Origin of the sequence: Lysobacter defluvii IMMIB APB-9 = DSM 18482, from assembly GCF_000423325.1 — a bacterium.
GTDB lineage: Bacteria > Pseudomonadota > Gammaproteobacteria > Xanthomonadales > Xanthomonadaceae > Novilysobacter > Novilysobacter defluvii.
In genome coordinates this window covers 134,368-158,138 of the sequence record NZ_AUHT01000012.1, presented here as the reverse complement: position 1 = coordinate 158,138, position 23,771 = coordinate 134,368, and the positions used below count along the sequence as shown (strand labels likewise).

21 protein-coding genes are annotated in these 23,771 nt (G+C 71.5%); 6 read left to right on the top strand and 15 right to left on the bottom strand.

Features of this window, described 5'->3' with window-relative positions; all coding sequences use genetic code 11:
- Positions 1-317: 317 nt before the first annotated feature.
- Positions 318-1,727, bottom strand: a complete 1,410-nt coding sequence (glnA, locus tag G545_RS0111280) for a type I glutamate--ammonia ligase (protein WP_027070472.1) — start codon at positions 1,725-1,727, stop codon at positions 318-320.
- A gap of 305 nt (positions 1,728-2,032) precedes the next feature.
- Between glnA and G545_RS0111275 the strand changes: the two genes are divergently transcribed.
- Positions 2,033-2,824, top strand: coding sequence for an undecaprenyl-diphosphate phosphatase (locus G545_RS0111275; protein ID WP_027070471.1), 792 nt, complete (start codon positions 2,033-2,035; stop codon positions 2,822-2,824).
- A 58-nt stretch (positions 2,825-2,882) separates the two neighbouring features.
- Here the strand turns inward: G545_RS0111275 and G545_RS0111270 are convergent, their stop codons facing one another.
- From G545_RS0111270 to G545_RS0111220, 12 genes are all read right to left on the bottom strand, one after another.
- On the bottom strand, positions 2,883-3,515 hold the full coding sequence (locus G545_RS0111270) for a YbhB/YbcL family Raf kinase inhibitor-like protein (protein ID WP_027070470.1): 633 nt from the start codon (positions 3,513-3,515) through the stop codon (positions 2,883-2,885).
- A 60-nt stretch (positions 3,516-3,575) separates the two neighbouring features.
- Positions 3,576-5,651: a tetratricopeptide repeat protein gene (locus G545_RS0111265; RefSeq protein WP_027070469.1), complete on the bottom strand. Its 2,076-nt coding sequence runs from the start codon at positions 5,649-5,651 to the stop codon at positions 3,576-3,578.
- 39 nt (positions 5,652-5,690) lie between these two features.
- On the bottom strand, positions 5,691-6,686 hold the full coding sequence (locus tag G545_RS0111260; RefSeq protein ID WP_027070468.1) for a YheT family hydrolase: 996 nt from the start codon (positions 6,684-6,686) through the stop codon (positions 5,691-5,693).
- Positions 6,687-6,698: 12 nt separating this feature from the next.
- On the bottom strand, positions 6,699-7,499 hold the full coding sequence (locus tag G545_RS0111255; protein WP_027070467.1) for a lysophospholipid acyltransferase family protein: 801 nt from the start codon (positions 7,497-7,499) through the stop codon (positions 6,699-6,701).
- Positions 7,500-7,539: 40 nt separating this feature from the next.
- Complete coding sequence (locus tag G545_RS0111250; RefSeq protein ID WP_052106874.1) at positions 7,540-7,989, bottom strand: hotdog fold thioesterase; 450 nt, start codon at positions 7,987-7,989, stop codon at positions 7,540-7,542.
- A gap of 20 nt (positions 7,990-8,009) precedes the next feature.
- On the bottom strand, positions 8,010-8,228 hold the full coding sequence (locus G545_RS15680; protein WP_154656584.1) for a hypothetical protein: 219 nt from the start codon (positions 8,226-8,228) through the stop codon (positions 8,010-8,012).
- 52 nt (positions 8,229-8,280) lie between these two features.
- Complete coding sequence (locus tag G545_RS0111245; protein WP_027070465.1) at positions 8,281-8,478, bottom strand: hypothetical protein; 198 nt, start codon at positions 8,476-8,478, stop codon at positions 8,281-8,283.
- Positions 8,479-8,600: 122 nt separating this feature from the next.
- The gene (locus G545_RS0111240) at positions 8,601-10,565 is read right to left on the bottom strand and encodes a phospholipase D-like domain-containing protein (protein ID WP_036138263.1); all 1,965 of its coding nucleotides are present in this window, start codon (positions 10,563-10,565) and stop codon (positions 8,601-8,603) included.
- Positions 10,565-11,221: a YceI family protein gene (locus G545_RS0111235; protein WP_052347323.1), complete on the bottom strand. Its 657-nt coding sequence runs from the start codon at positions 11,219-11,221 to the stop codon at positions 10,565-10,567. Before G545_RS0111235 ends, G545_RS0111240 begins: the two co-directional genes overlap by 1 nt.
- Positions 11,212-11,688: a SixA phosphatase family protein gene (locus tag G545_RS0111230; RefSeq protein ID WP_027070462.1), complete on the bottom strand. Its 477-nt coding sequence runs from the start codon at positions 11,686-11,688 to the stop codon at positions 11,212-11,214. Before G545_RS0111230 ends, G545_RS0111235 begins: the two co-directional genes overlap by 10 nt.
- 30 nt (positions 11,689-11,718) lie before the next feature.
- Positions 11,719-12,345, bottom strand: a complete 627-nt coding sequence (locus G545_RS0111225) for a ParA family protein (RefSeq protein WP_027070461.1) — start codon at positions 12,343-12,345, stop codon at positions 11,719-11,721.
- A 77-nt stretch (positions 12,346-12,422) separates the two neighbouring features.
- Entirely contained in the window at positions 12,423-13,061 is a 639-nt protein-coding gene (locus tag G545_RS0111220; protein WP_027070460.1) for a tetratricopeptide repeat protein, read from the bottom strand.
- Positions 13,062-13,242: 181 nt separating this feature from the next.
- On the opposite strand from G545_RS0111220, the gene G545_RS14560 reads away from it, so the two are divergent.
- Positions 13,243-16,182, top strand: coding sequence for a bifunctional diguanylate cyclase/phosphodiesterase (locus G545_RS14560; protein ID WP_052106736.1), 2,940 nt, complete (start codon positions 13,243-13,245; stop codon positions 16,180-16,182).
- Positions 16,183-16,191: 9 nt separating this feature from the next.
- On the opposite strand, the gene G545_RS0111210 is transcribed toward G545_RS14560, so the two are convergent.
- Complete coding sequence (locus G545_RS0111210) at positions 16,192-16,725, bottom strand: hypothetical protein (protein ID WP_027070459.1); 534 nt, start codon at positions 16,723-16,725, stop codon at positions 16,192-16,194.
- Between the two features lie 128 nt (positions 16,726-16,853).
- Here G545_RS0111210 and G545_RS0111205 point away from each other — a divergent pair, with 128 nt between their 5' ends.
- Positions 16,854-18,338: an MATE family efflux transporter gene (locus G545_RS0111205; RefSeq protein ID WP_027070458.1), complete on the top strand. Its 1,485-nt coding sequence runs from the start codon at positions 16,854-16,856 to the stop codon at positions 18,336-18,338.
- 51 nt (positions 18,339-18,389) lie between these two features.
- Here the strand turns inward: G545_RS0111205 and G545_RS0111200 are convergent, their stop codons facing one another.
- Positions 18,390-18,992 (bottom strand): DUF938 domain-containing protein, encoded by a 603-nt coding sequence (locus G545_RS0111200; protein WP_027070457.1) that lies wholly within the window; start codon positions 18,990-18,992, stop codon positions 18,390-18,392.
- A gap of 89 nt (positions 18,993-19,081) precedes the next feature.
- On the opposite strand from G545_RS0111200, the gene G545_RS0111195 reads away from it, so the two are divergent.
- The 3 genes from G545_RS0111195 to G545_RS14550 all read left to right on the top strand — a co-directional run bounded on the left by G545_RS0111195 (position 19,082) and on the right by G545_RS14550 (position 23,752).
- Positions 19,082-19,570: a hypothetical protein gene (locus tag G545_RS0111195; RefSeq protein WP_027070456.1), complete on the top strand. Its 489-nt coding sequence runs from the start codon at positions 19,082-19,084 to the stop codon at positions 19,568-19,570.
- Between the two features lie 39 nt (positions 19,571-19,609).
- On the top strand, positions 19,610-21,202 hold the full coding sequence (locus G545_RS14555; protein WP_052106734.1) for a BCCT family transporter: 1,593 nt from the start codon (positions 19,610-19,612) through the stop codon (positions 21,200-21,202).
- Between the two features lie 81 nt (positions 21,203-21,283).
- Complete coding sequence (locus G545_RS14550) at positions 21,284-23,752, top strand: DEAD/DEAH box helicase (protein ID WP_052106731.1); 2,469 nt, start codon at positions 21,284-21,286, stop codon at positions 23,750-23,752.
- Positions 23,753-23,771: the final 19 nt, after the last annotated feature.

The window sequence follows — 23,771 nt, the reverse complement described above, 5'->3', positions numbered from 1 at the left end:
GGCGAGACTCCATCGACTGATGTGCCGCTTCGCCTAGGCGCACGGCGGAGCACCGGGCACCCGCTGTTTGCTTCTTCTTGTGCCAACACAAACCAACCGCGGGGGCGGGATGAGGGGCGGGTGTTGCCGAAGCAGGCCATGGGTGAGGCCGGGCTGCTTGCGCGGCACTGCCGCGCGCCCGGCCGAACGCCCGGCGCGCTGCGCCGGGCCGGACCCGCGTAGCGGGGCCTGCGGCCGGTGAGTCGCGCCATGGATGGCGCGACCGAACCGGGCGGCAAGCACCCGCCCCTCAGCCCGCTCCCCCCGGAGCCGACGCCCTAGATCGCGTAGTACATCTGGTACTCGAGCGGATGCGTCGCCGCACGGAAGGCGGTGACCTCCTTCATCTTCAGCCCGATGTAGGCATCGATGAAGTCGTCGGTGAACACCCCGCCGGCCTTGAGGAACTCGCGGTCGCCGTCGAGGGCCTCCAGCGCCTGGTCGAGGGAGGCGCAGACGGTGGGAATGCCCTTCTCTTCCTCCGGCGGCAGGTCGTAGAGGTCCTTGTCGCTCGGGGCGCCGGGGTCGATCTGGTTGCGGATGCCGTCCAGGCCGGCCATCAGCAGCGCGGCGAAGGTCAGGTAGCCGGACTGGATCGGGTCCGGGAAGCGCATCTCGACGCGGCGTGCCTTGGGGTTGGTGACGTACGGGATGCGGCAGGAGGCGGAGCGGTTGGACGCCGAGTAGGCCAGCATCACCGGCGCCTCGAAGCCGGGGACCAGGCGCTTGTAGCTGTTGGTGCCGGCGTTGGCGAAGGCGTTGATGGCGCGGGCGTGCTTGAAGATGCCGCCGATGTACCACAGCGCGGTCTGGCTCAGCCCGCCGTAACCGTCGCCGGTGAACAGGTTCTGCCCGCCCTTGGCCAGGCTCTGGTGCACGTGCATGCCGCTGCCGTTGTCGCCGACGATCGGCTTGGGCATGAAGGTCGCGGTCTTGCCGTTGCGGTGGGCGACGTTCTTGACCACGTACTTGAGCATCTGCAGCTCGTCGGCCTTGCGCACCAGCGTGTTGAAGCGGGCGCCGATCTCGCACTGGCCGGCGTTGGCAACCTCGTGGTGGTGGACCTCGACCTCGATGCCGAGCGAGGTCAGCACCTTGCACATCTCGGCGCGGATGTCGTGGAGCTGGTCGAACGGCGCGACCGGGAAGTAACCGCCCTTCACCCCGGGCCGGTAGCCGGTGTTGCCGCCCTCGTACTCGCGGCCGGAGTTCCAGGCCGCCTCCTCGGAGTCCACGTGGAAGAAGGTGTGCCCCATGTCGTTGGCGTAGCGCACCGAATCGAAGATGAAGAACTCCGGCTCCGGGCCGAAGAAGGCCTGGTCGGCGATGCCGCTGGACTTGAGGAAGGCCTCGGCGCGCCGGGCGATGCCGCGCGGGTCGCGGGTGTAGGCCTGCATGGTCTGCGGATCCAGGATGTCGCAGGACACCACCAGCGTCGGGTCGGCGGTGAACGGGTCGACGAAGGCGCTCTCCGGGTCGGGCAGCAGGACCATGTCGGAGTTCTGGATGCCCTTCCACCCGGCGATCGACGAGCCGTCGAACATGCGCCCGTCCTCCAGCAGCGCGTCGTCGGCGATCGAGGCCGGGAAGGTGACGTGGTGCCATACCCCGCGCATGTCGGTGAAGCGCAGGTCGATGAACTCGATGCGGTGGTCGTTGATCAGGCGGGTGATGTTTTCGATGGACATGTGCGTTGGGCCGTGGCTTGGGCGGGGTTCCCGTAAGGGCATTGCATGCAGTGTGCCAGCGGGGGTGCAGGCGGGACGTGTCCGCGGCCTAGGGCGCGAAGTGGCCGTGGGGCAACGCCTGCGCCCGCACCGGCCCGCCGCTGGCGCCCTCCGCGCCTGGGCTGCCCCGGCTCCTGCTTGCGCCATGTCGGTGCAGCCGCAGCCACCCTGCACCGGTATGGCGCACGGGCGCGCTGCTATCCTGCGCAGCGATCCGGCGGCCGGCCGCGGCCCGGCGCCACCCCTTCTTCCTGGTTCCCTGACCCATGCCCGATTTCCTGGCCGCGCTGCTGCTCGGCATCCTCGAGGGCCTGACCGAATTCCTCCCGGTCTCCAGCACCGGCCACCTGCTGATCGCGCAGCACTGGCTGGGCGCGCGCTCGGACCTGTTCAACATCGTCATCCAGGCCGGGGCGATCCTGGCGATCACGCTGGTGTTCCGGCAGCGGCTGTGGTCGCTGGCGACCGGGCTGGACCAGCGCGACAACCGCGACTACCTGGCCAAGCTGGCGGTGGCGTTCCTGGTCACTGCGGCGGTGGGGCTGCCGGTCCGACTGGCGGGATGGGAGCTGCCGGAGACCGTGTCGCCGATCGCCTGGGCGCTGATCCTGGGCGGGGTGTGGATGATCCTCGCCGAGCGCATCGCGCGCCGGCGGCCCGGCTCGGCGCACATCACCTGGACGATCGCGGTGCTGGTCGGCCTGGCGCAGGTGGTCGCCGGCGTGTTCCCCGGCACCTCGCGCTCGGCCTCGGCGATCTTCCTGGCGATGATCCTCGGCAGCAACCGCTCTGCATCGACCGAGTTCGTGTTCCTGGTCGGCATCCCGACCATGTTCGCCGCCAGCGGCTTCGCGCTGGTCGAGCACCTGCTGGCCTCCGGCACCGGCGGCGAGGCCTGGGGCGAGCTGGCGCTGGCCTTCGCCGCCGCCAGCGCCACCGGCTTCATCGCCGTGCGCTGGCTGCTGGGCTACATCAAGAAGCACGACTACACGCCGTTCGCGATCTACCGCATCGTGCTCGGCGTGGTCCTGCTGGCTTGGCTGCCGATCGGCGAGTGAGCCCCCTCTCCCGCGCGCGGGAGGGGGTGGGGGTGGGGGGCGCTTCCGCCGCGCCCGGTCAGGGCAGCGGCGCGGCCTCAGGATTGAGCGTGTAGGTGCCGTGCACCATGGCCTCGGCGAGGACATGGCCGTGCATCGCGCGCAGCAGGTCGGCGCCGGTGAAGCGATCGGGCAGCTCCAGCGCGTCGGTGTCCAGCGCGAACACCCGGAAGAAGTAGCGGTGCACCAGCAGGTCGTTGGGCGGCGGGAACGGGCCGTCGTATCCCCACCAGTCGCCGGCCAGATCCGGGTCGCCTGCGAACCAGCCAGTGAAGTCGTTGAGGCCCTGGCGGCTCCCGCCCGGACCCTCCGCGCGCGGCTTGCCGCCGGGAGTGACCCCGTCGCTGAAGGCGCCCTCGGCGATCTCCTGCACGCCGACCGGAATACCGGCCACGGCCCAGTGGCAGAAGTGGGTACGCGGCAGGTCGGTCGGGATCTGCACGCCTTCCTTGCCGGCCAGCTCGGGCCGGGTCGGCGCATCCGGGTCCAGGCACAGCAGGGCGAAGGAACGCGTGCCCTGCGGTGCGCCGCTCCAGGCGAGGTGCGGGTTGCGGTTGGGCCCGAAGCCGACCTGCCCGTCGCTGCGCTGCCCTGCGCAGAAATGGGCCGGGATCGGGCTGCCGTTGCTGAAACTGTCGCTGCGGATCTGCATGGCTGCTCCCAGGATTGGTACCGGCCCGAGTCTGCCAGAGCCGGCACCCGGAGGTGCCGGTCAGGCTTCCGGGTACCCGAGGCGCTGCGCGACCGGGCCGAGGACGGCGAAGGCAGGCGCCAGTGCCCGGGAATAGTTGCGCCAATGCCCGGAGGCGAGGCGGCGCCCGCCCAGGCGCTCCGGCGGCACCGCGCCGACGCGGACATCCAGCGCCTGGGAGAGCAGCGAGGCGATCGCCTCCGGGTCATCCTCGATCCCGTCCAGGCGCAGCAGGCGGTGCGGGTACAGATCGCCTTCGTGCAACTCGGCCACCTGTTCGAGCAGCCCCGAGAGCCACTGCGCGGCCTGCTCCGCGTCCGGCAGCGCGTAGGGAGCCGCCGTCCCCCAGGCGAGCCAGTCGAGGAGCATGTCGCGCGGGTCGCGCAGTGCGACCAGCAACACGCCCTCCGGCACGTGCGGGCGCAGCACGTGCAACATCGAGTTGTCCCACCACAGCAACAGGTCGATCAGGGGTCCGCCCGGACGGACACCCCGCGCCGGCAGCGCCTCGCGCCACTCCTGCGCCGCGGCGGCGGGCGCCACCTGCCCCGACTCCAGGTCCTCCGGGGTCCGGAAGCGCTGGAACAGGTCGGCCGGCGGCGTCGCACCGAAGCGATCCGCCTTCAGCGGCGCGCCCACCAGGGCGAGCGTGGTGGCGAAACGCTCATACAGACTGCCCGGCGCTCCCCACAGGAACGCCGTGAGCGGGGCGCCCGCGGGGCGGGGTGCCAGGGCCGGCAGCTCGGCCCCGCCCTTGCCCCGCGGCGGAAGCGGGAACCTCGTGCCCGCGACGTCCGCGTGCAGGCCCGCCCACGTCGTGGCGGCGGCGCCGTAGTCGCCCACCAGGTCGAACGTGCGACCGAGCATGCGGCGGCGATCGCGTTTGTCCTGGTCGTTGGCCGCAGCCTCGACCAGGGATTCCGCGTGGGCCACGGCGGCGGCCGGGTCGGTATCGAGCAGGGCTTCCAGCGTCCGCGTCTGCGCGGGCATGAAATTGGGGTCGAGCTCGTTCACCTGGCGCGCCAGGGCCGCAGCGTCCTCGCGCTCGCCATGCGCGTCGTGGATCGTGATCGCGGCCATGAGTGCCGGCACGGACTCCGGATCGGCCTCGCGCCAGCGCTGGACGATTTCGCGCGCTTCCGGCCCGGCGAAGGCTTCGATCGCCAGTCGCGCCTGCCACAGGTCAAGCTGCCGGGGGTGCCCGGCGAGCAGGTCGTCGAGGGTCTTCCGGGCCTCGTCGGAGGCGTCCAGGCGCCGCCACGCCTCCAGCATCGCCGACAACGTGCGCCGGTCGCCGGGCTCCGCGTGAAGCGCGCGGAGGAGGAGCTCGCGCGCTTCCGCGTTGCGCCCCGCGCCCAGGGCCAGCTCCCCGGCCAGCCGCTGCAGGGCCGGGCCGGAACCCGGTCGCTCGAGCATCGGCCCAAGCTCGTCGAGCGCATCGCCCGGGCGCCCCTGCCGGGCCATGAGCTGGGCCAGCAGGATGCGGATCGACAGCGAGTCGGCCTGCGTTTCGCGCAGTTGCCGGAACGCCTGCTCCGCGAAGGCGAAGTGGCCCGCGGTGAAGTAGGCGAAGCCGAGCGCGTGCTGCAACACCGGCTCACCCGGGTAGCGGCGGTTCGCCTCGCTGAGGATCCCCATCGCGCGCTCGGCATCGCCCCGGCGCAGCGCCAGCGTCCCTTCCAGCGCCGCCACGTGCGGGTGGTCGGGATGGATGCGCCCGGCGGTACGCGTCAGCCGCTGTGCTTCCTCGAAGTCGCCACGACCGAGGGCCAGCTGCGCCTGCAGGGTGTAGGCAGGAAAGAGGTTCGGATCCAGGCCGGAGCTCTGGGCCAGGGCCTGCTCGGCCTGGTCGAGCCTGCGGGTGCGCAGCAGCGCCCCGGCGCGCTCCAGGTGCAGGTCGGCGTTCTCCGGGTCCAGCTCGATCGCCCTGTCGATCGTCTCCAGCGATGCGTCCACCTCGCCGGCGAGGCGTTGCGCGGCGGCCAGCATGCGGTATGCCTGGGCATCCTCCGGCTGTTGCGCGACCGCTTCCCGGGCGAGCGCCATTGCCTCGTCTGCGGCGCCACGGCGCAGGGCATCGGTGATGTTGTCGTACATGGGTTCCCCTGGATCACGGCTGGCCGGCGATTGTAGCCGTCAGCCCCGGCCCGGCGCTGGCCGGGAAAGCCTCTCCGCCAGCCAGCGCTCCCCGAAGCCGTTGAGCGCCGCGTCCTCCACGAAGCCGCAGTGCCCGCCCCACCGGGAGATCTCCAGGCAGGCCGACGCCGGCAGGCGCGCCTCGAGGAAATCCTCGACCGGGATCACCGGGTCGTCGGCGGCGGTCAGGATGCTGGCCGGCACCTGCAGCGCCGCCAGCCGGTCGCCGGCCACCGAGTAGCCGTCGAAGTAGCGCTCGAGGGTGCCGAAGTCCGTGTTGCGCTCGACCATCCACTGCGTGAGCGGGCGCATCCGAAGGGCGAGCACGTCGTCGCCGAAGTCGTACAGCTCCGGATACAGCTCGCGCTTGCGCCGCAGCGAAGCCCGCCAGCGGGCCTCGAAGTGCCGCAGGTAGGCGGGGAAGCCCTGCTCCATGGCCAGCATGGTCCGCGCCGGATCCAGCAGCGGGCACACGACCGCGACCTGCGATAGCGCCAGCCCTACCGCCGGTGCGCGCAGTGCCAGCCGGAGGGCGAAGTTGCCGCCCAGCGAATAGCCACCCACCGCCAGCGGACCGGTGCCGAGCCTCGCGGCCAGGTCCACGGCGGCGTGCACGACCTCGTCGATCAGGTTGGAATGGAACAGGCCCTCGTTGAGGTGGTGGGTCTGCCCGTGGTCGCGGAAGTTCAGGCGCACCACCTCGAAACCATCGTCCAGCAGCCGGGCCGCGGCCAGGCGCATGTAGGTGGAGTCCGCGCTGCCCTCCCAGCCGTGTAGCAGGAGGACCACGCCGCGCGCGCCGCGGCCCGCCGGGACGCTGTGCAGGCCCAGCAGCCGGACCCCGTCGCCACCGTCCAGGAGCAGTTCCCGGGTGTGCGCCGCGGCGGCGGCCAGCAGCCTGGCGCCACGGCGGCCGCGGACGGCGGCACTGCCGAGCACGGTCTGCAGGTGCCGGTTCCGCAGCCAGCGCGGCGGATGGAAGTCGGAGGCCCTCAGCACCCGGCGCCCTCAGTTCTCCATCACCTCGACGATGCGGCTGCGCGCCAGTTCGGCGATGCGCCGCCGCCCTTCCGCCGCACCCGGTGCGATCGGCTCGAGGAAGTGCACCTCGACCTCGCGCCCCGGCTCACCGAGCAGCCGCAGGAAGTTGGACAGGAAGTTCTCGCGCCTGCCGAAGGCGACGCGCTGCTGGTCGCGGCCCCCGGCGCCATAGCGCAGCGCCACCGGCTGGACCGCGGCACCCGCCTCGACGGCTGCCAGGAAGATGCGCGCGTGGAACGGGCCGACCCGGTCGCCGGCGCGGGTGCCGCCCTCCGGGAACACGCCCACGGCACGGCCGCTGCGCAGCCGCGCCAGCATCTCGCGCAGCACGCCCCCCAGCGACTCGGTGTCGCCGCGGGCATGGAAAATGGTCTGGCCGCGCTCGGCCATCCAGCCCACGAGTGGCCAGCCGCGGATCTCGCGCTTGGCGACGAAACCCATCATGCGCTGGCTGTGCAGGGCGATGATGTCCAGCCAGCTCACGTGGTTGGCCACGAACATCACCCCGCCGGGAAGCGGCTCGCCCACCCGCAGTCCGCGCATGCCGAACACCCGCAGCAGGCCCGCGGCCCAGGCGCGCACCATGCGGTCGTGGAAGGGTTCCCCGTTCCAGCGCAGGTGGCGCGTGGGCGGGGTGATCAGCAGCAGCACGACCGGCAGGTCGACCAGCAGGTGCCACAGCAGCATCGGCACCCGGTAGAGGTAGCGGACGGTACGCGCCAGCGGCGACGGGCGCGCCGTGGCGCCAGCGTGGGTCGGCGCGTTCATGTACTGCGAAGAGTACCAGCGCGGCCGGTCGCCGGAACGCTCAGCCGGCGTCGGCGGCGACGACCGCGAGGGTCAGGCGCGACACGCAGCACAGCCGACCGCGCTCGTCCTCTATGTGGATCTCCCACACCTGGGTGCGGCCACCGACGTGGAGCGGCCGGGTCGTCCCGGTCACCCGTCCGCTGCGCACGGCGCGCAGGTGGTTGGCGTTGATCTCCACGCCTACGCAGACCTGCCCTTCGGCCACGCACAGGTTGCCTGCGCTGCTGCCCAGGGTCTCAGCGAGCAGCACCGAGGCGCCGCCATGCAGGAGGCCGTAGGGCTGCCGGGTGCGTGCATCGACCGGCATGGTCGCCTGCAGCCAGTCGTCGCCGGCGGCGGTGAAGACGATGCCGAGGGCCTCGATCGCGGTGCCCCGCGAGAGGAGGTTGAGCTGTTCAAGGTCGGGCGGCGTGGGGAACCCGCGCGACGTAGCGGTTGCGATGGCCATGCCGGCCACCTTAGCGCGGGTCAACGGACCCGGAAACGCGGCGCCCGGTGCGCGCCCGGCATGCCCGCGCCTGCTGCGTAGCCACGCAGGTAGCCCTGTCCCAGGGTGCGGCGGCGGGTCCCCTGCACCGTCGCGCCATGGTCGCGGACGGCAAGCCCCTGGTGCGGAGCGGAGGGGTGGGACGGGGTGGACGGGACGCGCTGGAAAACCTGGCTTTCGATTTTGACTTCTCCTTTCATGCAAGTTGTTGAAAACACGAGCATTATTGTACCTGAATAGGGGGCGGGAGGCTCACCGGACCCTGAACAGGGACCCGCTGCCGGACTGGCTCGCGTACGGGCGCGGGGCGGCGTAGCCAACGCTGCGGCCGTAGCCACGGCCCTGCTCGCGCTCGCCGGCGCGGTAGGTGCCGGTATCAACGTTCATGTGGCGGGCGGCGGCCGCGCTCTGGAAGTTGCGGGTGGCGGCGGTGGTGTACTGGACGTTCATCGTAGTGCTCCTGGTTCCGACCGTGTCGGTGCTGTGGTGTGTTGGTAGACTACAACACCTAATCGCAGGCACCATAGGCCGGAAGTCACGCGTTCAGCGCGACCTCAGGAATGTGATTTACGTCACAGGATCGGAGCCAGCCCTGCCCCGAAGGCGGTGAACAGCCGCGTCGGCAGCCCCTTGAGGGCCGGATTGACCTCCGGGAAGTCCCCGACCGAGCGGTAGCACTCGCGGAAGCGCGGGTGGTCCGGGGGCAGCGGCCCGGTGCACTCCGGGCCCGGCACGAACTCGTAGCTGGTGGCGTAGCGCGTGGGCCACAGGTCGAACACCGGCAGGTGCTCGGACACCTTGGACAGCGAGTACTCCAGCCCCGAGAGGATGGGCGGGTTGCGCGGGGCGATCACCCAGGAGTTCTCCGGGGCGATGTCGCGGCCGATGCTGGCGGCCAGGGCGGCGGCGAAGTCGTCATCGACGATGACCACCATGCTCTCGGTGTTGTAGTTGTCGCCGCGCGGGTCGAAGTTGTGGGTTCCGATCACCCCGATCCGGTCGTCGATCACCAGCGACTTGGCATGCAGTCCGACCCGCACGCCCGCGCGCCGCAGGGGTACCGGCTCGTTGGCGGCCCGCGTGGCGAAGCGGGTCGCACCGTACTCGGCGGCCAGCGGCCGGCGGTAGAAGGGCCTGCGCACCACGCTCCCGTGCTGCTCGCGCCGGGCCTTGCGCCGCTGCGCCCGCAGTTCCTCCACCGACGGCGCGGAAACCGGGACCTCGTTGGCGGGCGGCTCGTCGCCCCCCGGCGGCAGCCTGGCCCCGGTGGCGGCCAGGTCCACCGGAGCGTCTGCCGGAAACGGCTTGTACTCGTAGATGTGGAACCCGAATTCGCGCAGGAAACGCCGCTTGTACTTGAACGACAGCGCGTAGGCGATGAACGCGTCGGTCGCGGCCAGGGAGTTCGTGGAAATGATGATCCGCGGCCCGTCGCCGGAGTGGTGCAGCCGCCGGAACAGTTCCTGTGCCGGGTCGGACAGCACCAGGTATGGCGTCTGGATCATCACCCGGTGGTCGGCCGACTGGATCAGCCGCCCGAGCGAGCGCGACGCCACCGCGCCGGCAGGCTCCTCGGCGCGGTGCTTGTCCGGGCCGTCGGAGACGTAGTGGACCTCGTCGACCTCCATCGACGGCTCGACCAGGCGCACGCGGACCTGTTCCGGGTCGCCGGCGAGCTCGCGCATCGCCTGTGCGCGCTCCGGCCACTGTAAATCGTGCGGCACCAGCTCCGGGACGCCACGGTCGAGCAGCACCCGGCCGACATCGGTCAGCCGCTCCGGCGCGACCGCCCGCGGGTTGTCCCAGAACGCCTGGAAGTCGGCCGACATCTCCCGCACCACCGGGCCGGCCAGCAGCACGTCGCGGTCGCGGAAGTTGTACTCCGGATCCCAGTCGTAATACGCGTCCTGGTAGTTGCGGCCGCCGGTGATCGCGATCGCGCCGTCGACCAGGAACAGCTTGTTGTGCATGCGCTGGTTGAGCCTGCGCCAGCAGCAGGCGGCGGCAAGCACGTACTGCGGGTAACTGATGCGCGCGCGATCGAGCATCGGGTTGTAGATGCGCAGCTGCAGGTTGGCATGCAGCCCGGCGAGCGCGGCCAGCGTTTCGGCGCGGCGCAGCGCGGACAGCTGGTCCATGAGCAGCCGTACGCGTACCCCGCGCCGCGCCGCGGCGATCAGCTCGTCGAGCACCAGCCGGCCGGCGTCGTCCTCGTCGAAGATGTAGGTCTGCACGTCCAAGCTGGTGGTCGCGCTGCGGATCAGGTTGATCCGGGCCATCAGCGCGTCCGTGCCCTCGTCGAGGATCAGCGCGCGGTGGCGCGGCGCGGCGGGGGTCGAAGCGGCCAGCACCTCCGCGGCCATCCGGCGCAACGGCGAGGGCGCCGCGCAGGCATCCTGGCGGTCGCAGTCCACGTCGGTGTCGCGCGCGGCCGCGGCAATCGAGGCGCTGCGCTCCAGCTGCTGCGGCGCCAGTGTCGCGCATCCGGCGAGGCCCAGCAGCAACAGCGGCACCAGGCGCAACAGCCACGCCCGCATCACGGCATTGGCTCCAGCCACAGGCGCAGGTCGAAGTGGACGCTGCCGGTGAGCGCCACGCGCATCGCGTCCATTCCGTAGTCACCGCGGTCGACGCTGCCGTGCGCGATGACCGGGCATGCGGTCCCCGGCTCGGGACAGGACGCGGGCTCCAGCGTGAAGCTTTCCGGGCGGCGTACGCCGCGCATCTCCAGCCAGCCATGGACCTGGCCTCCGTGCTCGACCACGGAGGCGGGATAGGGATCGGACAGGAACACGATCTGCGGGTGCGCATCGGCGTCGAAGAAGCGGTCGCTGCGCGCGATCTCCTCCAGCCGTCCCGCGCCCCCGAGTTCGACCCCCGCCGCGTCCAGCGCGATCCGGACCTGGTGCCGGCCGTCGGCCAGGATCCGGCGTTCACCGCCAAGCGCCGGCAGGCGCCCGGCGATCCGCTGCCCCCAGCGGGTGCGCACGTGGAACACGGCGCGGCTGGCTTCTGCGTCCAGGGCGACCACCTCCGGTTCCAGCGGCCCGCCGCCGGCGGTGGCGGGCGCGCTCCCGCCCGCGAGGTGCAGGACGAGCACCGCCAGCACCGTCGCCGGACCGGTGCGTTGCCTGCGCCGGGCGGCGCGCGAGGGGGACGACGGGGAGTCCGGGCCCGCGGCCGTCACGGCCACCAGAAGGCGCTCAGGCGCGCGATGCCCGGTTCCAGCGCGCGCCCGGACGGCAGCGCCAGCACCGCCACTCCGCCGGGCGGCATGCCGCGGTACTCGCCGGTCTGCCCGCTGTGCAGCAGCGCCGCCAGCTGCTCCAACCCCGGGTTGTGCCCCACCAGCATCAGGCGCTCGCTTTCGGGCATGGCGTCGGCGAGCGCGATCAGCGCACCCGGCGTGGCTTCGTAGATGGCGTCCTCCACGCGCTGCTCCACGTAGCCCACGACGCCAAGCACCGCTTCCAGCGTCTCGCGGGTCCTGCGTGCCGGCGAACACAGCACGCAGTCGGGGACGAGGTTCTGCGACTTCAGCCAGCTCCCGGCGGCCTCCGCCTCGGCCAGGCCCTGGGCCGACAGCGGACGGTCGAGATCGGCCTGCCCCATGGAGGCGATCTCGGCATGGGCATGTCGCAGCAGGATCAGTTCACGCATGGCGGGGTACCTGGCTCGGCGCGGTGCGGGTCAGCGGCCCAGCCACCTGAGCAGTGGCATCCAGTCCGCCTGGTGTTCGCGCACGTTGCTGGAATGGTAGTCGAACAGAGTCCGGCCGAGGCCACACAGCAGCACGTACGCCTGGCTGTCGCGGATCTGGCCGGCGAGCGGGTAGGGCCACTGCTCCAGCAACTCGACGGTGGATTGCGAGTTCACCGTCCAGGGCCGCAGGCGGTTGGCGACCAGCCCGACCCGCAGCTCGCCGCGGCGCACCCGGGGATGCTCCGCGACCGAATCCAGGAACGGGACGGTCGCCTCCACGTCCAGCGCGGACGGCGTGACCGGCACCACCATTGCGTCGGCACGCTCCAGGAACGGCTCCAGGTGGCGTGCCATCGCTCCGGCGGGCGCGTCGATGAAGAGCGCACCGGTGTCCGCGGGGATCCGCTGCTGCCAACGTCCGCGGCTGCCGTCCACCGGCAGCACCGCGCTGTCCATGTCGGCCCGCTTGCGCGCCCACTGGGTGGACGAGCCCTGCGGGTCGGCGTCGAGCAGGACCGTATCGTGCCCCTGCAGCGCCGAATGCGCCGCGAGATGGGTGGCGATCGTGGTCTTGCCCACGCCTCCCTTGGAACTGGCCACCAGCACCGTCTTCATCGCACCTCCGAGGCTGGCCCGGCGCCGCCCGGGCATCCACTCCGGAGGGTACACTCGCCGGGTCCCTCAGGCCGTGGTCAGGGCCACTCCGGCGGATCCTGCTGCCAGGCCTGCTGGACCTCGCCGAGGATCGCGATCTCGCCCGGGCGCCACTCCGGCAGCAGTTCGGCATGGCGCTCCGTGGTGGTCCACAGGGCCGGCTCGCTGCGCACGGCGGCTGCATACCACTGGACCGCCTCCTCGCGGCGGTCCAGCGTCCACATCACCAGGGCGAACGTGGGCGGCATCCAGACTGCAGTGACGCCCCGGTCGGCCACGAGTGCCTGCCACTGCTCCAGCGCGCCGCCTGCATCCCCGGTCCGGTACAGGTCCCAGCCGTAGTTCCAGCGCAGCGGGCGGTACAGCGCGTGGCTCGAGCCCACCAGTCCCAGGGCGCGCCCATACAGCTCGCGCCCCAGCTCCGGGCGGCCGGCCTCCATCGCGATGTGGGCCAGGTGCGCGACCGCCTCGGCATTGCGGGGACTGCGTGCGATCGTCTTGCCCAGCCGTTCGATCACGGCATCACCGCTGCCCCGCTCGGCGGTGATCGGCCGCGTGGTGCCCGCATCGGCCTCGAAGAAGAACTCGGAGCGCGGCACCAGGCGCTCCTGGCCAGCGGCGGGCAACGCCGCCACCAGACCGGCCGCCAGGACGGCGGCGTGGACGAAACTGCGCATATCGGACCCCCTGTCACAACGCCCCAATGGTACCGCCGGGACGCGCTAAAGCCCTGACCGGTGTTGCCGTTAACGACAGCGGAACAGTTCTTGCGTCCCCGGAGCACATGGCCGATCCAGCCCACCCGCACTGCCAAGCCCGCCTGTCGGCCATCCCGCCGCGGCGCGGGAGCGTGCGCCGGTGAACGGCTTCACGCACGAGTGCCGAAGCGTCGCGCCCGGCATGCACTGGCGCCAGAGGCTGCTGGAAGCCGCGGACGCGCCCGCCCTGCTGACGGCACTGGGCGAGATCACCGCCGAGTGCCCCGGGGTTTCCCGCGCCTGGGTTGTGTGGGAGTTCGGCCACGCCGTCCTCGGCCAGGCGGGCAACACCATGCCCTCGCCGGAGGCGATCGCCGTCGCCGATCGCGCGGCGCTGGCGCGTGGCCCGGTGAGCGACGCCGATACGGGACTGGTCTCGGTGCCGATGCCCGCCAGCACGGCCACCGTGGTGCTGGAGCCGGAGTCGGCAGAAGCGACCCCCGCCATCCTCGGACAACTGCGTGAACCCTGGGCCGCGGCCGACCGCCTGCTGGCGCGCGAGCTGCAGCTGGCCGAACTGCACCAGGAGGTGTCGCGCCTGCAGTACTCCGAGCAGCTCCAGCGCGCGCTGTTCGACATCTCCGAACTGTCGTTCTCCGACCTGGACATGGCCGACGTGCTGCGCGGGGTGCACTCGATCGTCGGCAGCCTGATGTACGCCGAGAACCTGTTCATCGTCATGCGGGACCTCGCCGCCGACACCTTCGAGATGCTGTACTTCGCCGACGCGGTCGACGATCCGCCGTTCACCGGGGCGCTGCCCCTGGAGGACATCCAGTACTCGGCCACCTGGCACGTGATGCGCGGTGGCCGGGCGCTGCGGGGCACCCCGGAGCAGCTGGAGGCGCAGGTCAACGGACCGATGCGCACCTACGGCACCGACTGCCACCAGTGGATGGGCGTGCCGATCATGCGCGACGGCCAGTCCCTGGGCGCGATCGTGGTGCAGAGCTACACCGAGGAGGCCGGCTTCAGCAGCGAGGACCAGGGCCTGCTGGAGTTCGTCGCCAGCCACATCCTGACCGCGCTGGACCGCAAGCGCAGCACCGAGCTGCTCGAGCGCAGCGTGGAGATGCGCACCCAGCAGCTGGCCGCGGTGAACCGCGCGCTGCAGCAGCAGGTGGTCGAGCGCGAGCGCGCCGAGCGCCTGCAGGCGGCACTGTTCGAGATCGCGCGGCTGGCCACCGAGGACATCGACTCCGGCGAGTTCCACGCCCGGGTCCACCGCGTCGTCGGCCGGCTGCTCAATGCCGACAACTTCTACATCGGCCTGCTCTCCGATGACGGGGACCGGCTGGAATTCCCCTATTACGTCGATACCTGCCACCCGCGGCTCACCGCCAGCCGGCCGCTGGCCCGCGGGCTCAGCGAGCTGGTGCTGCGCTCGCGCGAGCCGTTGCTGGGCACCCCGGCGCGCATCGCGGAACTGGAGGCGGCGGGCGAGATCGAGTACCGGCAGGAGCAGGGCGCGCCGAGTGCCTGCTGGCTCGGGGCACCGCTGCTGTCCGGCGAGCAGGTCATCGGCCTGGTGGCGGTGCAGAGCTATACCAACGAGGACGAGTTCGGCGCGATCGACATGGAGCTGCTGACCTTCGTCGCCTCCCAGATCGCCTATGCGGTCCAGCGCCGCCGCGCGACCGAGTTCCAGCAGCAGGCCTACACCCGGCTGGAGGAGCGGGTTGCCGAGCGGACCGCCGAGTTGCGCCGGGAGATCCGCGAGCGCGAGCGGATCCAGGACCGGCTGCGCCACCAGGTCATGCACGACGCGCTCACCGGCCTTCCCAACCGCGACCAGCTGCGGCTGCGCCTGGGCCAGGCCATGGAGCGCACCCGGGAGACGCCGGCGCGGCACAGCGCGCTGCTGTACCTGGACGTGGACCGGTTCAAGGTGATCAACGACAGCCTCGGCCACCTCGCCGGCGACGACTTCCTGTGCGAGGTGGCGCGCCGGCTGCAGTCGTGCGTGCGCCAGCCGGACCTGGTCGCGCGCCTGGCCGGGGACGAGTTCGCGATCCTGATCGAGGACGTCGCGCTGGACGCCGAGGGCCGCCCGGCCGCGGCCATCGCCGTGGCGGAGCGGGCGCTGGAGGCGCTGACCGAGCCGATGGAGATGGCCGGCTGCACGCTGGAGCCCTCGGCGAGCATCGGCATCGCGGTCACCCGGCCGCACCAGCAGCACATCGACGACCTGGTGCGCGATGCGGACACCGCGCTGTACCGGGCGAAGGCACTGGGGCGCAAGCGCTGGCAGCTCTATGACGATTCGCTGCAGCACACCGCGGTGGACCAGCTGACCGTGGAGGGCGAGCTGAGGCTGGCCCTCAAGCGCGACGAGATCGAGCCCTGGTTCCAGCCGATCGTGCGGCTGGGCGACGGCGCCATCGTCGGCCACGAAGCGCTGATGCGCTGGCGCCACCCCGAGCGCGGCGTGCTCGCCCCGGCCGACTTCCTGCGCGTGGCCGAGGACAGCGGCCTGGTCGAATCGATGGACTGGCGGCTGTTCAAGCGCGCGTTCCTGGCGGCCGCCGCCCGCGAGGACGGCACCTACCTGTCGATCAACGTCGCACCCCGGCACCTGCAGCGCAGCGACTTCACCAGCCGCCTGCTGGGCCTGCTCGAGCGCACCGGCCTGGCACCGGACCGGCTGCGCATCGAGGTCACCGAAGGCAGCCTGCTGGAGAACCCGGAACGGGTGCGCGGCGTGCTGCAGCGGCTGCTCGATGCCGGCGTGGGCGTCGCGCTCGACGACTTCGGCACCGGCTACTCGTCGCTGAGTTACCTGCACAGCTTCCCGCTGCGGATCCTCAAGATGGACCGCACCTTCCTGGCCGACCTGCACCGCCAGGGCAACAGCGGTCCGGTGATCCAGGCCGTGGTCGGGCTGGCGCACGCGCTCGGCATGGACGTGGTCGCCGAGGGCGTCGAGATCGAGGAGCAGCGCGCCGCGCTGCTCGAGCTTGGCTGCGGGTTCGGGCAGGGATTCCTGTTCGGCCGCCCGGCGGAGTTCGCGGAACAGGCCGAGCCCGCCCTCCCGGCCTGAGCCCCCGCCCTAAAGGGTCCTGAGCACCTCGCCCGAAGCCGACTCCAGCAGCTCCGCCACGCGGGCGGCATCGGCGTGGCGGACGGGGTGGGCGACCACCACGTGCCGCCCCTCGCCGATCGCCTCCATGACCCGGATGTTGAGCGGGTCGTGGTCCGGCCGCAGCGTCACCAGCCCGCCCGCGAACAGCCCGAAGGTGGTCGCGAAGCCGGCGATGACCACCGCCGCAACCACCGGGTTGGAGCGGATCGCCGCGATGCCGGCGGCATGCAGGATCCAGAACAGCACCAGGCCGGCGACCAGGCCCGCCAGGCCGAGGGTGATGTGCGCCTTGATGGCGGTGAACATCACGCCCTTCTCCTCCGGCTCCAGCTTGCGGGCGGCCTGGCGGTCGCCGGGGGCGATCATCCGCACGGTAACCGCCTCCTGGCCCAGGTCTCCCCGCACCCGGTCGGCAGCCGCGCGCGCCGCGGCTTCGTCGGCGAACACCGCCGCCACCTTGCTGAGGGACTCCTCGCCGAAGATCGGGTCACCGCGTTTCATTGGGCCTCCGCCACGGGATTTCACCAGTCCACCCGAGGGTGCGTGGCGTGCGGTGCAAGGCCGGTGAACCACGCACCGCCGGGGCGGCTTCGCGCCACGGGCACCCGGCGACGGGGACCATCACCCGCATGCAACGCCGCGACCTGACCGAAGGGCCGATCACCCGCACCCTGCTCGTGTTCGCCCTGCCGATCCTCGGTGGCAACGTGCTGCAGTCGCTCAACGGCTCGGTCAACGCGATCTGGGTCGGGCGCTTCCTGGGCGAGGAGGCGCTCACCGCGATCGCCAACGCCAACAACGTGATGTTCTTCCTGCTCGGGGCGATCTTCGGCTTCGGCATGGCCTCGACCATCCTGGTCGGCCAGGCGATGGGCCGGAAGGACCTGCCCGGTGCGCGCGAGGTGATCGGCTCGGCGGCCACCTTCTTCCTGAGCCTGTCGGTGGTGCTGTCTGCGGCCGGCCTGCTGCTGGCGCGGCCGGTGCTGGCCTGGATGGGCACGCCGGCGGACGCGATGCCGCTGGCGGTGCCGTACCTGCGGATCATCTTCCTGGCGCTGCCGCTGCTGTACGCGTTCTCGTTCCTGTCGGCGATCCTGCGCGGCGCCGGCGACACGCGCACGCCGTTCGTGTTCCTGCTGCTGGCGGTGCTGCTGGACATCGTGCTGGTGCCGCTGCTGATGTTCGGCGTCGGCCCGCTGCCGGAAATGGGCATGGCCGGCAGCGCGATGGCGACCCTGCTGGCCAACGCGATAGCCCTGCCGGCGATGCTGACGTGGCTGCGCCACCGCCGCAATCCGCTGTGGATCGGGCGCCACGAACGCCACCTCTACCGCCTGGACCTGGTGATCGTGCGGACCCTGGTCGCCAAGGGCGTGCCGATGGGCGCGCAGATGGTGCTGGTGTCGGCGGCGATGATCGCGATGATCACCATGGTCAACCGCTATGGCACGGAGACCACCGCGGCCTACGGCGCGGCCCTGCAGCTGTGGACCTACGTGCAGATGCCGGCGATGGCGATTGGCGCGGCCTGCTCGTCGATGGCGGCGCAGAACGTCGGCGCCGGCAACTGGGACCGGGTGGCGGGCACCACCCGGGCGGGCGTGGGCTTCAACTTCCTGATGACCGGCCTGTTGATCGCCCCGCTGATCCTGCTGGACCGCTACACGCTGGCCATGTTCATGCCCGAGGGCAGCGCGTCGCTCGAGATCGCGCGCCACCTCAACCACATCGCGGTGTGGTCGTTCCTGTTCTTCGGGGTGACCTTCGTGATCGCGGGCGTGGTGCGCTCCACCGGTGCGGTGATCCCGCCGCTCGTGATCCTGGTCGCCGCGCTGTGGGGCGTGCGGGTGCCGTTCGCCAACCTGCTGCAACCGCAGCTCGGCGTGGATGCGATCTGGTGGAGCTTCCCGGTCAGCGCCTTCGTGTCGATGGTGCTGTCGGTCGGCTACTACCACTGGGGACGGTGGAGGGAGGCCACCATGCTGCCGGTCGATCCCGACACGGTGGCCATCCCTTCGGAGATCCCGGCGCAGCCACCGGCGCCCGTTGCGGACCAGGGCGTCCGGGTCGAAGAAGACCCCGCTGGCGAACCCGCCGTCACGCTGCCGCGCTGAGGCGTGCCGGCACGGTGGCCGGTGCCATCGCCGCCCGGATCGACCGCGCCGTCAGCGCACCGGCCGCTGCCACGCCACGCAGCGGTTGTTCGCCGGCATGGCCACGTCCTCGCGCAGCTGCAGGCCGGCCGCGCGGGCCAGTGCGTCGACGGCCTCGAAGTCGCGGATCGCGGACGCCGGATCACGGGCCCGCAGCCAGGCGTCGAACTCGCGGTTGCTGTCGCTGGTGTAGTCGCCGCCGTAGTTGAACGGCCCGTACACCACCAGCGTTCCGCCGGCGGGCAGCACCGCGCCAACGCCATCGAAGAACGCCTCGACCTGCGGCCAGCCCATGATGTGCAGGGTATTGGCGCTAAACACCGCGTCGAAGCCCGCTCCCTCCAGCGCCGGCCAGTGCCCCACGTCCAGTTCCATCGGCGGCGGGGTGTTCGGCAGCGCGGCTTCATCGAGCCAGGCGCGGATGCCCGGAAGGTTCCCGGCGCGGTCGCTTGCCTGCCAGGTGAGCCAGGGCATCGCCGCGGCGAAGTGGACCGCGTGCTGGCCGGTGCCGCTGCCGACTTCCAGCACTCCCCGCGCATCGCGTAGATGGCGGTGCAGCACCTCGAGAATCGGGCCCGCATTGCGCTCGCAGGCAGGCGAGAACGGCTTTTCCATTGGGACGGGCATGCGTGGAAAAGGGAGGACGAGCCGCGATCATGGCCCATCCACGGCACGGGCACGGAGGCGGGCACATCATCAGGCGCATGTCGCACAGCCATGTCCTTCCCATCCCGCCAGGGCGCTGGGCTCCGCCCACGGCCCCGCTCGAGCTCGGCGACCTGGTGCTCCAGCCCAAGCCCGAGCTGCACATCACCCTGGTCGGCAACGCGCTGGGGCGGGAACTGCACGAGGTATTCGGCGACCGCGCCGGCGCCCTGGTGGAGGACGCCGTCGCCGCGCTGGACTGGGACTGGGAACGCACCGGTGAGCGGCTGCTCCTGCGCCGCACCACCGGCAGGCCCGGCGGGCAGGTGACGGCCCATTCGCTCATCGAGTGCATCCGGCTGCCGGCGATGCGGCGGCTTCACCGGGAGCTGGGGCGCCTGCTTGGACGCCGGCTCCCGGTCCCGCCACCGCATGTGACCCTCTACGTGGCGGGTCGCGAAGAAGGCATCGGCGTCGCGAGCCCGGCGCGGCTGCGTGCTTTCACCGTCCGCCGGGTACCCGAGCCGGTCCCCGGGGATCGCCCCTAAGCTGTCCCTGTCCAAACTGCCGCCCACGGAGGCACGTGCATGGTCTTCCGCATCTCGCTGCTGCTGGTCGTCGCCCTCGCCGTGATCGCCGGACTGGCGCCCGGTCCGTTCGAGCAGGCCACCAGCGCCGCGCTGGCCACGGTGATCAACCACGCCGGCTGGCTGTACCTGCTGATCGTGTTCCTGACCCTGCTGTTCCTCGGTTACCTCGCCTTCGGGCCGTTGGCGCAGCTGCGCATCGGCGGACGCGACGCCGAGCCCGAATTCTCCAGCGTTGCGTGGCTATCGATGCTGTTCGCCGCCGGAATGGGAATCGGTCTGGTGTTCTGGGGCGCGGCCGAACCGGTCTCGCACCTGCTCAACCCCCCCGAGGGACTGGAGCCCGGAACGCCGCTCGCGGCGGGCGCGGCGATGCGCTACACCTTCTTCCACTGGGGACTGCATCCCTGGGCGATCTACGCGCTGATGGGGCTGGCGATCGCCTGGTTCCAGTACAACCGCAACGGACGGGGGCTGATCAGCGACCTGCTCCAGCCGCTGATCGGCGACCGGCACCTGGGCTGGATGGGCAAGGTGGTCAACATCGTGGCCGTGGTCGCCACTGCGATCGGCGTCGCGACCACGCTGGGGTTCGGCACCGTCCAGATCACCGCCGGCATGGCGCGGGTGTTCGGCCTGCCGGGCGGGCTGGGCATGGAACTGCTGGTGATCGGCGGCGCCTTCGTGCTGTACATGGCATCCACCGCCACCGGCGTGGAGCGGGGCATCAAGTGGCTGTCCAGTTTCAACCTCGGCCTGGCCGCGCTGTTGCTGCTGGCGGTGGTGCTGCTGGGCCCCACCGACTTCATCTTCGAGACGTTCACCACCTCTCTGGGCGGCTACATCAACTCGGTGGTGCAAATGAGCCTGCGCATGGCGCCGTTCTCGGAAAGCACCTGGGTCGGCGACTGGACGATCTTCTACTGGGCGTGGTGGATCTCCTGGTCGCCGTTCGTCGGGGCATTCATCGCCCGGGTCTCCTACGGCCGCAGCGTGCGCGAGTTCGTCTTCGGCGTGGTCGCGCTACCGACGCTGCTGGGCTTCGCCTGGTTCTCGGCCTTCGGCGGGGCGGCGCTGTGGGGGCAGATGTTCGGCGGCGCCGACATGGCCGCGGCGCTCGCACAGGGGTACGAGACGGTGTTGTTCCGCATGTACGACACGCTGCCGCTGACCGGCTTGCTGTCCTCGCTGAGCATCCTGCTGCTCCTGATCTTCTTCGTGACCTCGGCGGACTCGGCGGTGCTGGTGCTGGGCTCGATGTCCAGCGAGACCCCAGGCGATCCGAGCCTGTCGCGCAAGTTCGCCTGGGGCATCGCGGTCGCGCTGATCGCCGGCGCCATGCTGGTCGCGGGCGGGCTGGACGCGCTGCAGACCCTCATCACCGTGGTCGCGCTGCCGTTCGCGCTGCTGCTGGTAGGGGTCATGGTGAGCCTGTACCGCGTGCTGGGCACCGAGGCGCTGCGCGAGAAGGCCGAGGAGCGGCGGGCACGGCGGGCGATCGAGGACTGGATCGAGCGCGAGCGGCGGGCGCAGGCGGAAGCCGAGGCAGCGGCGGAGGCGGCAGGAGGCACCACCCCCGGCACGGCCTCCTAACCGGCACCCAGTGTCCCGGGCGGTGTCTCACCGCCTGAGACACCAGGGTGGTCCGATGCGGTGCCCGCCCGGAGCATCGCCATGACCCCAGCACTGGCCCCGCGGATCGAGCCGGAAGCCACGAGCCCGCTTGCCGCCGTAACCGACCGTGCCACGGCCGATGGCGCATTGCTGTCCCGGCGGCTGGAGCGGCGCTACGCCGACCGGATCACCGGCCGGTTCATCATTCCCGGGTCCGACGGCGACTACGCGGAACTGCCCGCGGACATTCCGCCGGCGCTCGCCACTGCCTTGCGCGCGCGGGGAGTCGAGCGCCTCTACCGCCACCAGGCGGACGCCTGGGAGGCAACCCGTCGCGGTGAGAACCTGGTCGTCGCCACCCCCACCGCCTCGGGCAAGTCGCTGTGCTACACGCTGCCGGTGCTGGCCGCGGCGATGGGCGGCACCGACGGCAAGCCGACCGGCTGCAAGGCCCTGTTCCTGTTCCCGACCAAGGCGCTGGCGCAGGACCAGGTCGCCGAGTTGCTGGAGCTCAACAAGGCCGGCGGCCTGGGGGTGAAGGCCTTTACCTTCGACGGCGACACGCCTGGCGACGCCCGGCTGGCGGTGCGCCTGCACGGCGACATCGTGGTGTCCAACCCGGACATGCTCCACCAGGGGATCCTGCCCCACCACACCAAATGGGCGCAGTTCTTCGAGAACCTGCGCTACGTGGTCATCGACGAGGTGCACACCTACCGGGGGGTGTTCGGCAGCCACGTCACCAACGTGCTGCGCCGGCTCAAGCGCATCTGCGCGTTCTACGGCGCGCGCCCGCAGTTCATCCTGTGCTCGGCGACCATCGGCAACCCGCAGGCGCACGCCCGCGCGTTGCTCGAGGACGAGGTGACCGCCATCACCCGCTCCGGCGCGCCCACCGGCGAGCGCCACGTGCTGCTGTGGAACCCGCCGGTGGTGAACCCGGACCTGGGCCTGCGGGCCTCGGCGCGCTCGCAGTCCAACCGCATCGCCCGGATCGCGATCAAGTCCGGGCTCAAGACGCTGGTGTTCGCGCAGACCCGGCTGATGGTCGAGGTGCTGACCAAGTACCTCAAGGACGTATTCGACCACGACCCGCGCAAGCCGCCGCGCATCCGCGCCTACCGGGGCGGGTACCTGCCGACCGAGCGCCGCGAGGTGGAGCGGTCGATGCGCGCCGGCCGTGTCGACGGCATCGTCAGCACCTCCGCGCTGGAGCTGGGCGTGGACATCGGCGCCCTGGACGTGGTGGTGCTCAATGGCTACCCGGGCACCGTCGCCGCGACGTGGCAGCGTTTCGGCCGCGCAGGGCGGCGGCAGAAGCCCTCGCTGGGCGTGCTGGTCGCCAGCAGCCAGCCGCTGGACCAGTACGTGGTGCGGCACCCGGACTTCTTCGCCGATGCCACGCCCGAGCACGCGCGCATCGCCCCGGACCAGCCGCTGATCCTGTTCGACCACATCCGCTGCGCCGCCTTCGAGCTCCCGTTCCAGGACGGCGAACGCTTCGGCCCGGTCGAGTCGGCGCCGTACCTGGAGGTGCTGGCGGAGACCGGGGTGGTGCACCACGAGGGCAACCGCTGGGAGTGGATCGCGGACAGCTACCCGGCCAACGCGGTCAGCCTGCGCTCGGTGGCAGACGGCAACTTCGTGGTGGTCGACCGCAGCGATGGCCGCCAGCAGATCATCGCCGAGGTCGACTACTCGGCCGCCGCGCTGACCCTGTACGAGGGCGCGATCCACATGGTCCAGTCCACGCCCTACCAGGTCGAACGGCTGGACTGGGAGGGCCGCAAGGCGTTCGTGACCCGCACCCGCGTCGACTACTACACCGACAGCATCGACTACACGAAGCTCAAGGTGCTCGAGCGCTTCGACGGCGGACCCGCCGGACAGGGCGACTGCAGCCATGGCGAGGTGCACGTGGTCCGCCGGGTGTCCGGGTACAAGAAGATCCGCTACTACACCCACGAGAACATCGGCTACGGGCCGGTGAACCTGCCCGACCAGGAACTGCACACCACCGCGGCCTGGTGGCAGTTGCCGCAGGCCACGCTGCTGGCCTGGTTCGCCTCCCGGCAGGATGCGTTGGACGGCTTCCTGGGCGCCGCCTACGCCCTGCACGTGGTCGCGACCGTGGCGGTGATGGCTGATGCCCGCGACCTGCAGAAAGCCGTCGGCAATGGCGATGGCGCCTGGTTCGCCACCGCGGACGCCGGTGGACGCGGGCAGCTGCGCGGCGTGGAGGGCAGCGAGGGCGCGCTCTCGCCCGATGCCGTCGAGATGCAGCAGTTCGTGCCAACCGTCTACCTGTACGACAACTTCCCCGGCGGGGTGGGGCTGAGCGAACCGCTGTGGGAGCGGCAGGCCGAACTGGTACAGCGCGCGCGGGAGCTGGTGGAGGCCTGCGACTGCAACGCCGGGTGCCCGGCCTGCGTGGGCCCGGTGCTGGCGGCCGAAGAAGGACGGGAGGCCCAGGCCACGCCGAAGGCGCTGGCGCGACGCGTGCTGGAACTGCTGGGCGAGCCCCGATGAGCGTCTCGCTGGACCGCCT

What these genes read in the sequence shown, in the direction of transcription:
- glnA (WP_027070472.1), bottom strand. Translation starts at nt 1,727, where the DNA reads ATGTCCATCGAAAACATCACCCGCCTGATCAACGACCACCGCATCGAG.
- G545_RS0111275 (WP_027070471.1), top strand. Translation starts at nt 2,033, where the DNA reads ATGCCCGATTTCCTGGCCGCGCTGCTGCTCGGCATCCTCGAGGGCCTG.
- G545_RS0111270 (WP_027070470.1), bottom strand. Translation starts at nt 3,515, where the DNA reads ATGCAGATCCGCAGCGACAGTTTCAGCAACGGCAGCCCGATCCCGGCC.
- G545_RS0111265 (WP_027070469.1), bottom strand. Translation starts at nt 5,651, where the DNA reads ATGTACGACAACATCACCGATGCCCTGCGCCGTGGCGCCGCAGACGAG.
- G545_RS0111255 (WP_027070467.1), bottom strand. Translation starts at nt 7,499, where the DNA reads ATGAACGCGCCGACCCACGCTGGCGCCACGGCGCGCCCGTCGCCGCTG.
- G545_RS0111250 (WP_052106874.1), bottom strand. Translation starts at nt 7,989, where the DNA reads ATGGCCATCGCAACCGCTACGTCGCGCGGGTTCCCCACGCCGCCCGAC.
- G545_RS15680 (WP_154656584.1), bottom strand. Translation starts at nt 8,228, where the DNA reads ATGAAAGGAGAAGTCAAAATCGAAAGCCAGGTTTTCCAGCGCGTCCCG.
- G545_RS0111245 (WP_027070465.1), bottom strand. Translation starts at nt 8,478, where the DNA reads ATGAACGTCCAGTACACCACCGCCGCCACCCGCAACTTCCAGAGCGCG.
- G545_RS0111240 (WP_036138263.1), bottom strand. Translation starts at nt 10,565, where the DNA reads ATGCGGGCGTGGCTGTTGCGCCTGGTGCCGCTGTTGCTGCTGGGCCTC.
- G545_RS0111230 (WP_027070462.1), bottom strand. Translation starts at nt 11,688, where the DNA reads ATGCGTGAACTGATCCTGCTGCGACATGCCCATGCCGAGATCGCCTCC.
- G545_RS0111225 (WP_027070461.1), bottom strand. Translation starts at nt 12,345, where the DNA reads ATGAAGACGGTGCTGGTGGCCAGTTCCAAGGGAGGCGTGGGCAAGACC.
- G545_RS0111220 (WP_027070460.1), bottom strand. Translation starts at nt 13,061, where the DNA reads ATGCGCAGTTTCGTCCACGCCGCCGTCCTGGCGGCCGGTCTGGTGGCG.
- G545_RS0111210 (WP_027070459.1), bottom strand. Translation starts at nt 16,725, where the DNA reads ATGAAACGCGGTGACCCGATCTTCGGCGAGGAGTCCCTCAGCAAGGTG.
- G545_RS0111205 (WP_027070458.1), top strand. Translation starts at nt 16,854, where the DNA reads ATGCAACGCCGCGACCTGACCGAAGGGCCGATCACCCGCACCCTGCTC.
- G545_RS0111200 (WP_027070457.1), bottom strand. Translation starts at nt 18,992, where the DNA reads ATGGAAAAGCCGTTCTCGCCTGCCTGCGAGCGCAATGCGGGCCCGATT.
- G545_RS0111195 (WP_027070456.1), top strand. Translation starts at nt 19,082, where the DNA reads ATGTCGCACAGCCATGTCCTTCCCATCCCGCCAGGGCGCTGGGCTCCG.
- G545_RS14555 (WP_052106734.1), top strand. Translation starts at nt 19,610, where the DNA reads ATGGTCTTCCGCATCTCGCTGCTGCTGGTCGTCGCCCTCGCCGTGATC.
- G545_RS14550 (WP_052106731.1), top strand. Translation starts at nt 21,284, where the DNA reads ATGACCCCAGCACTGGCCCCGCGGATCGAGCCGGAAGCCACGAGCCCG.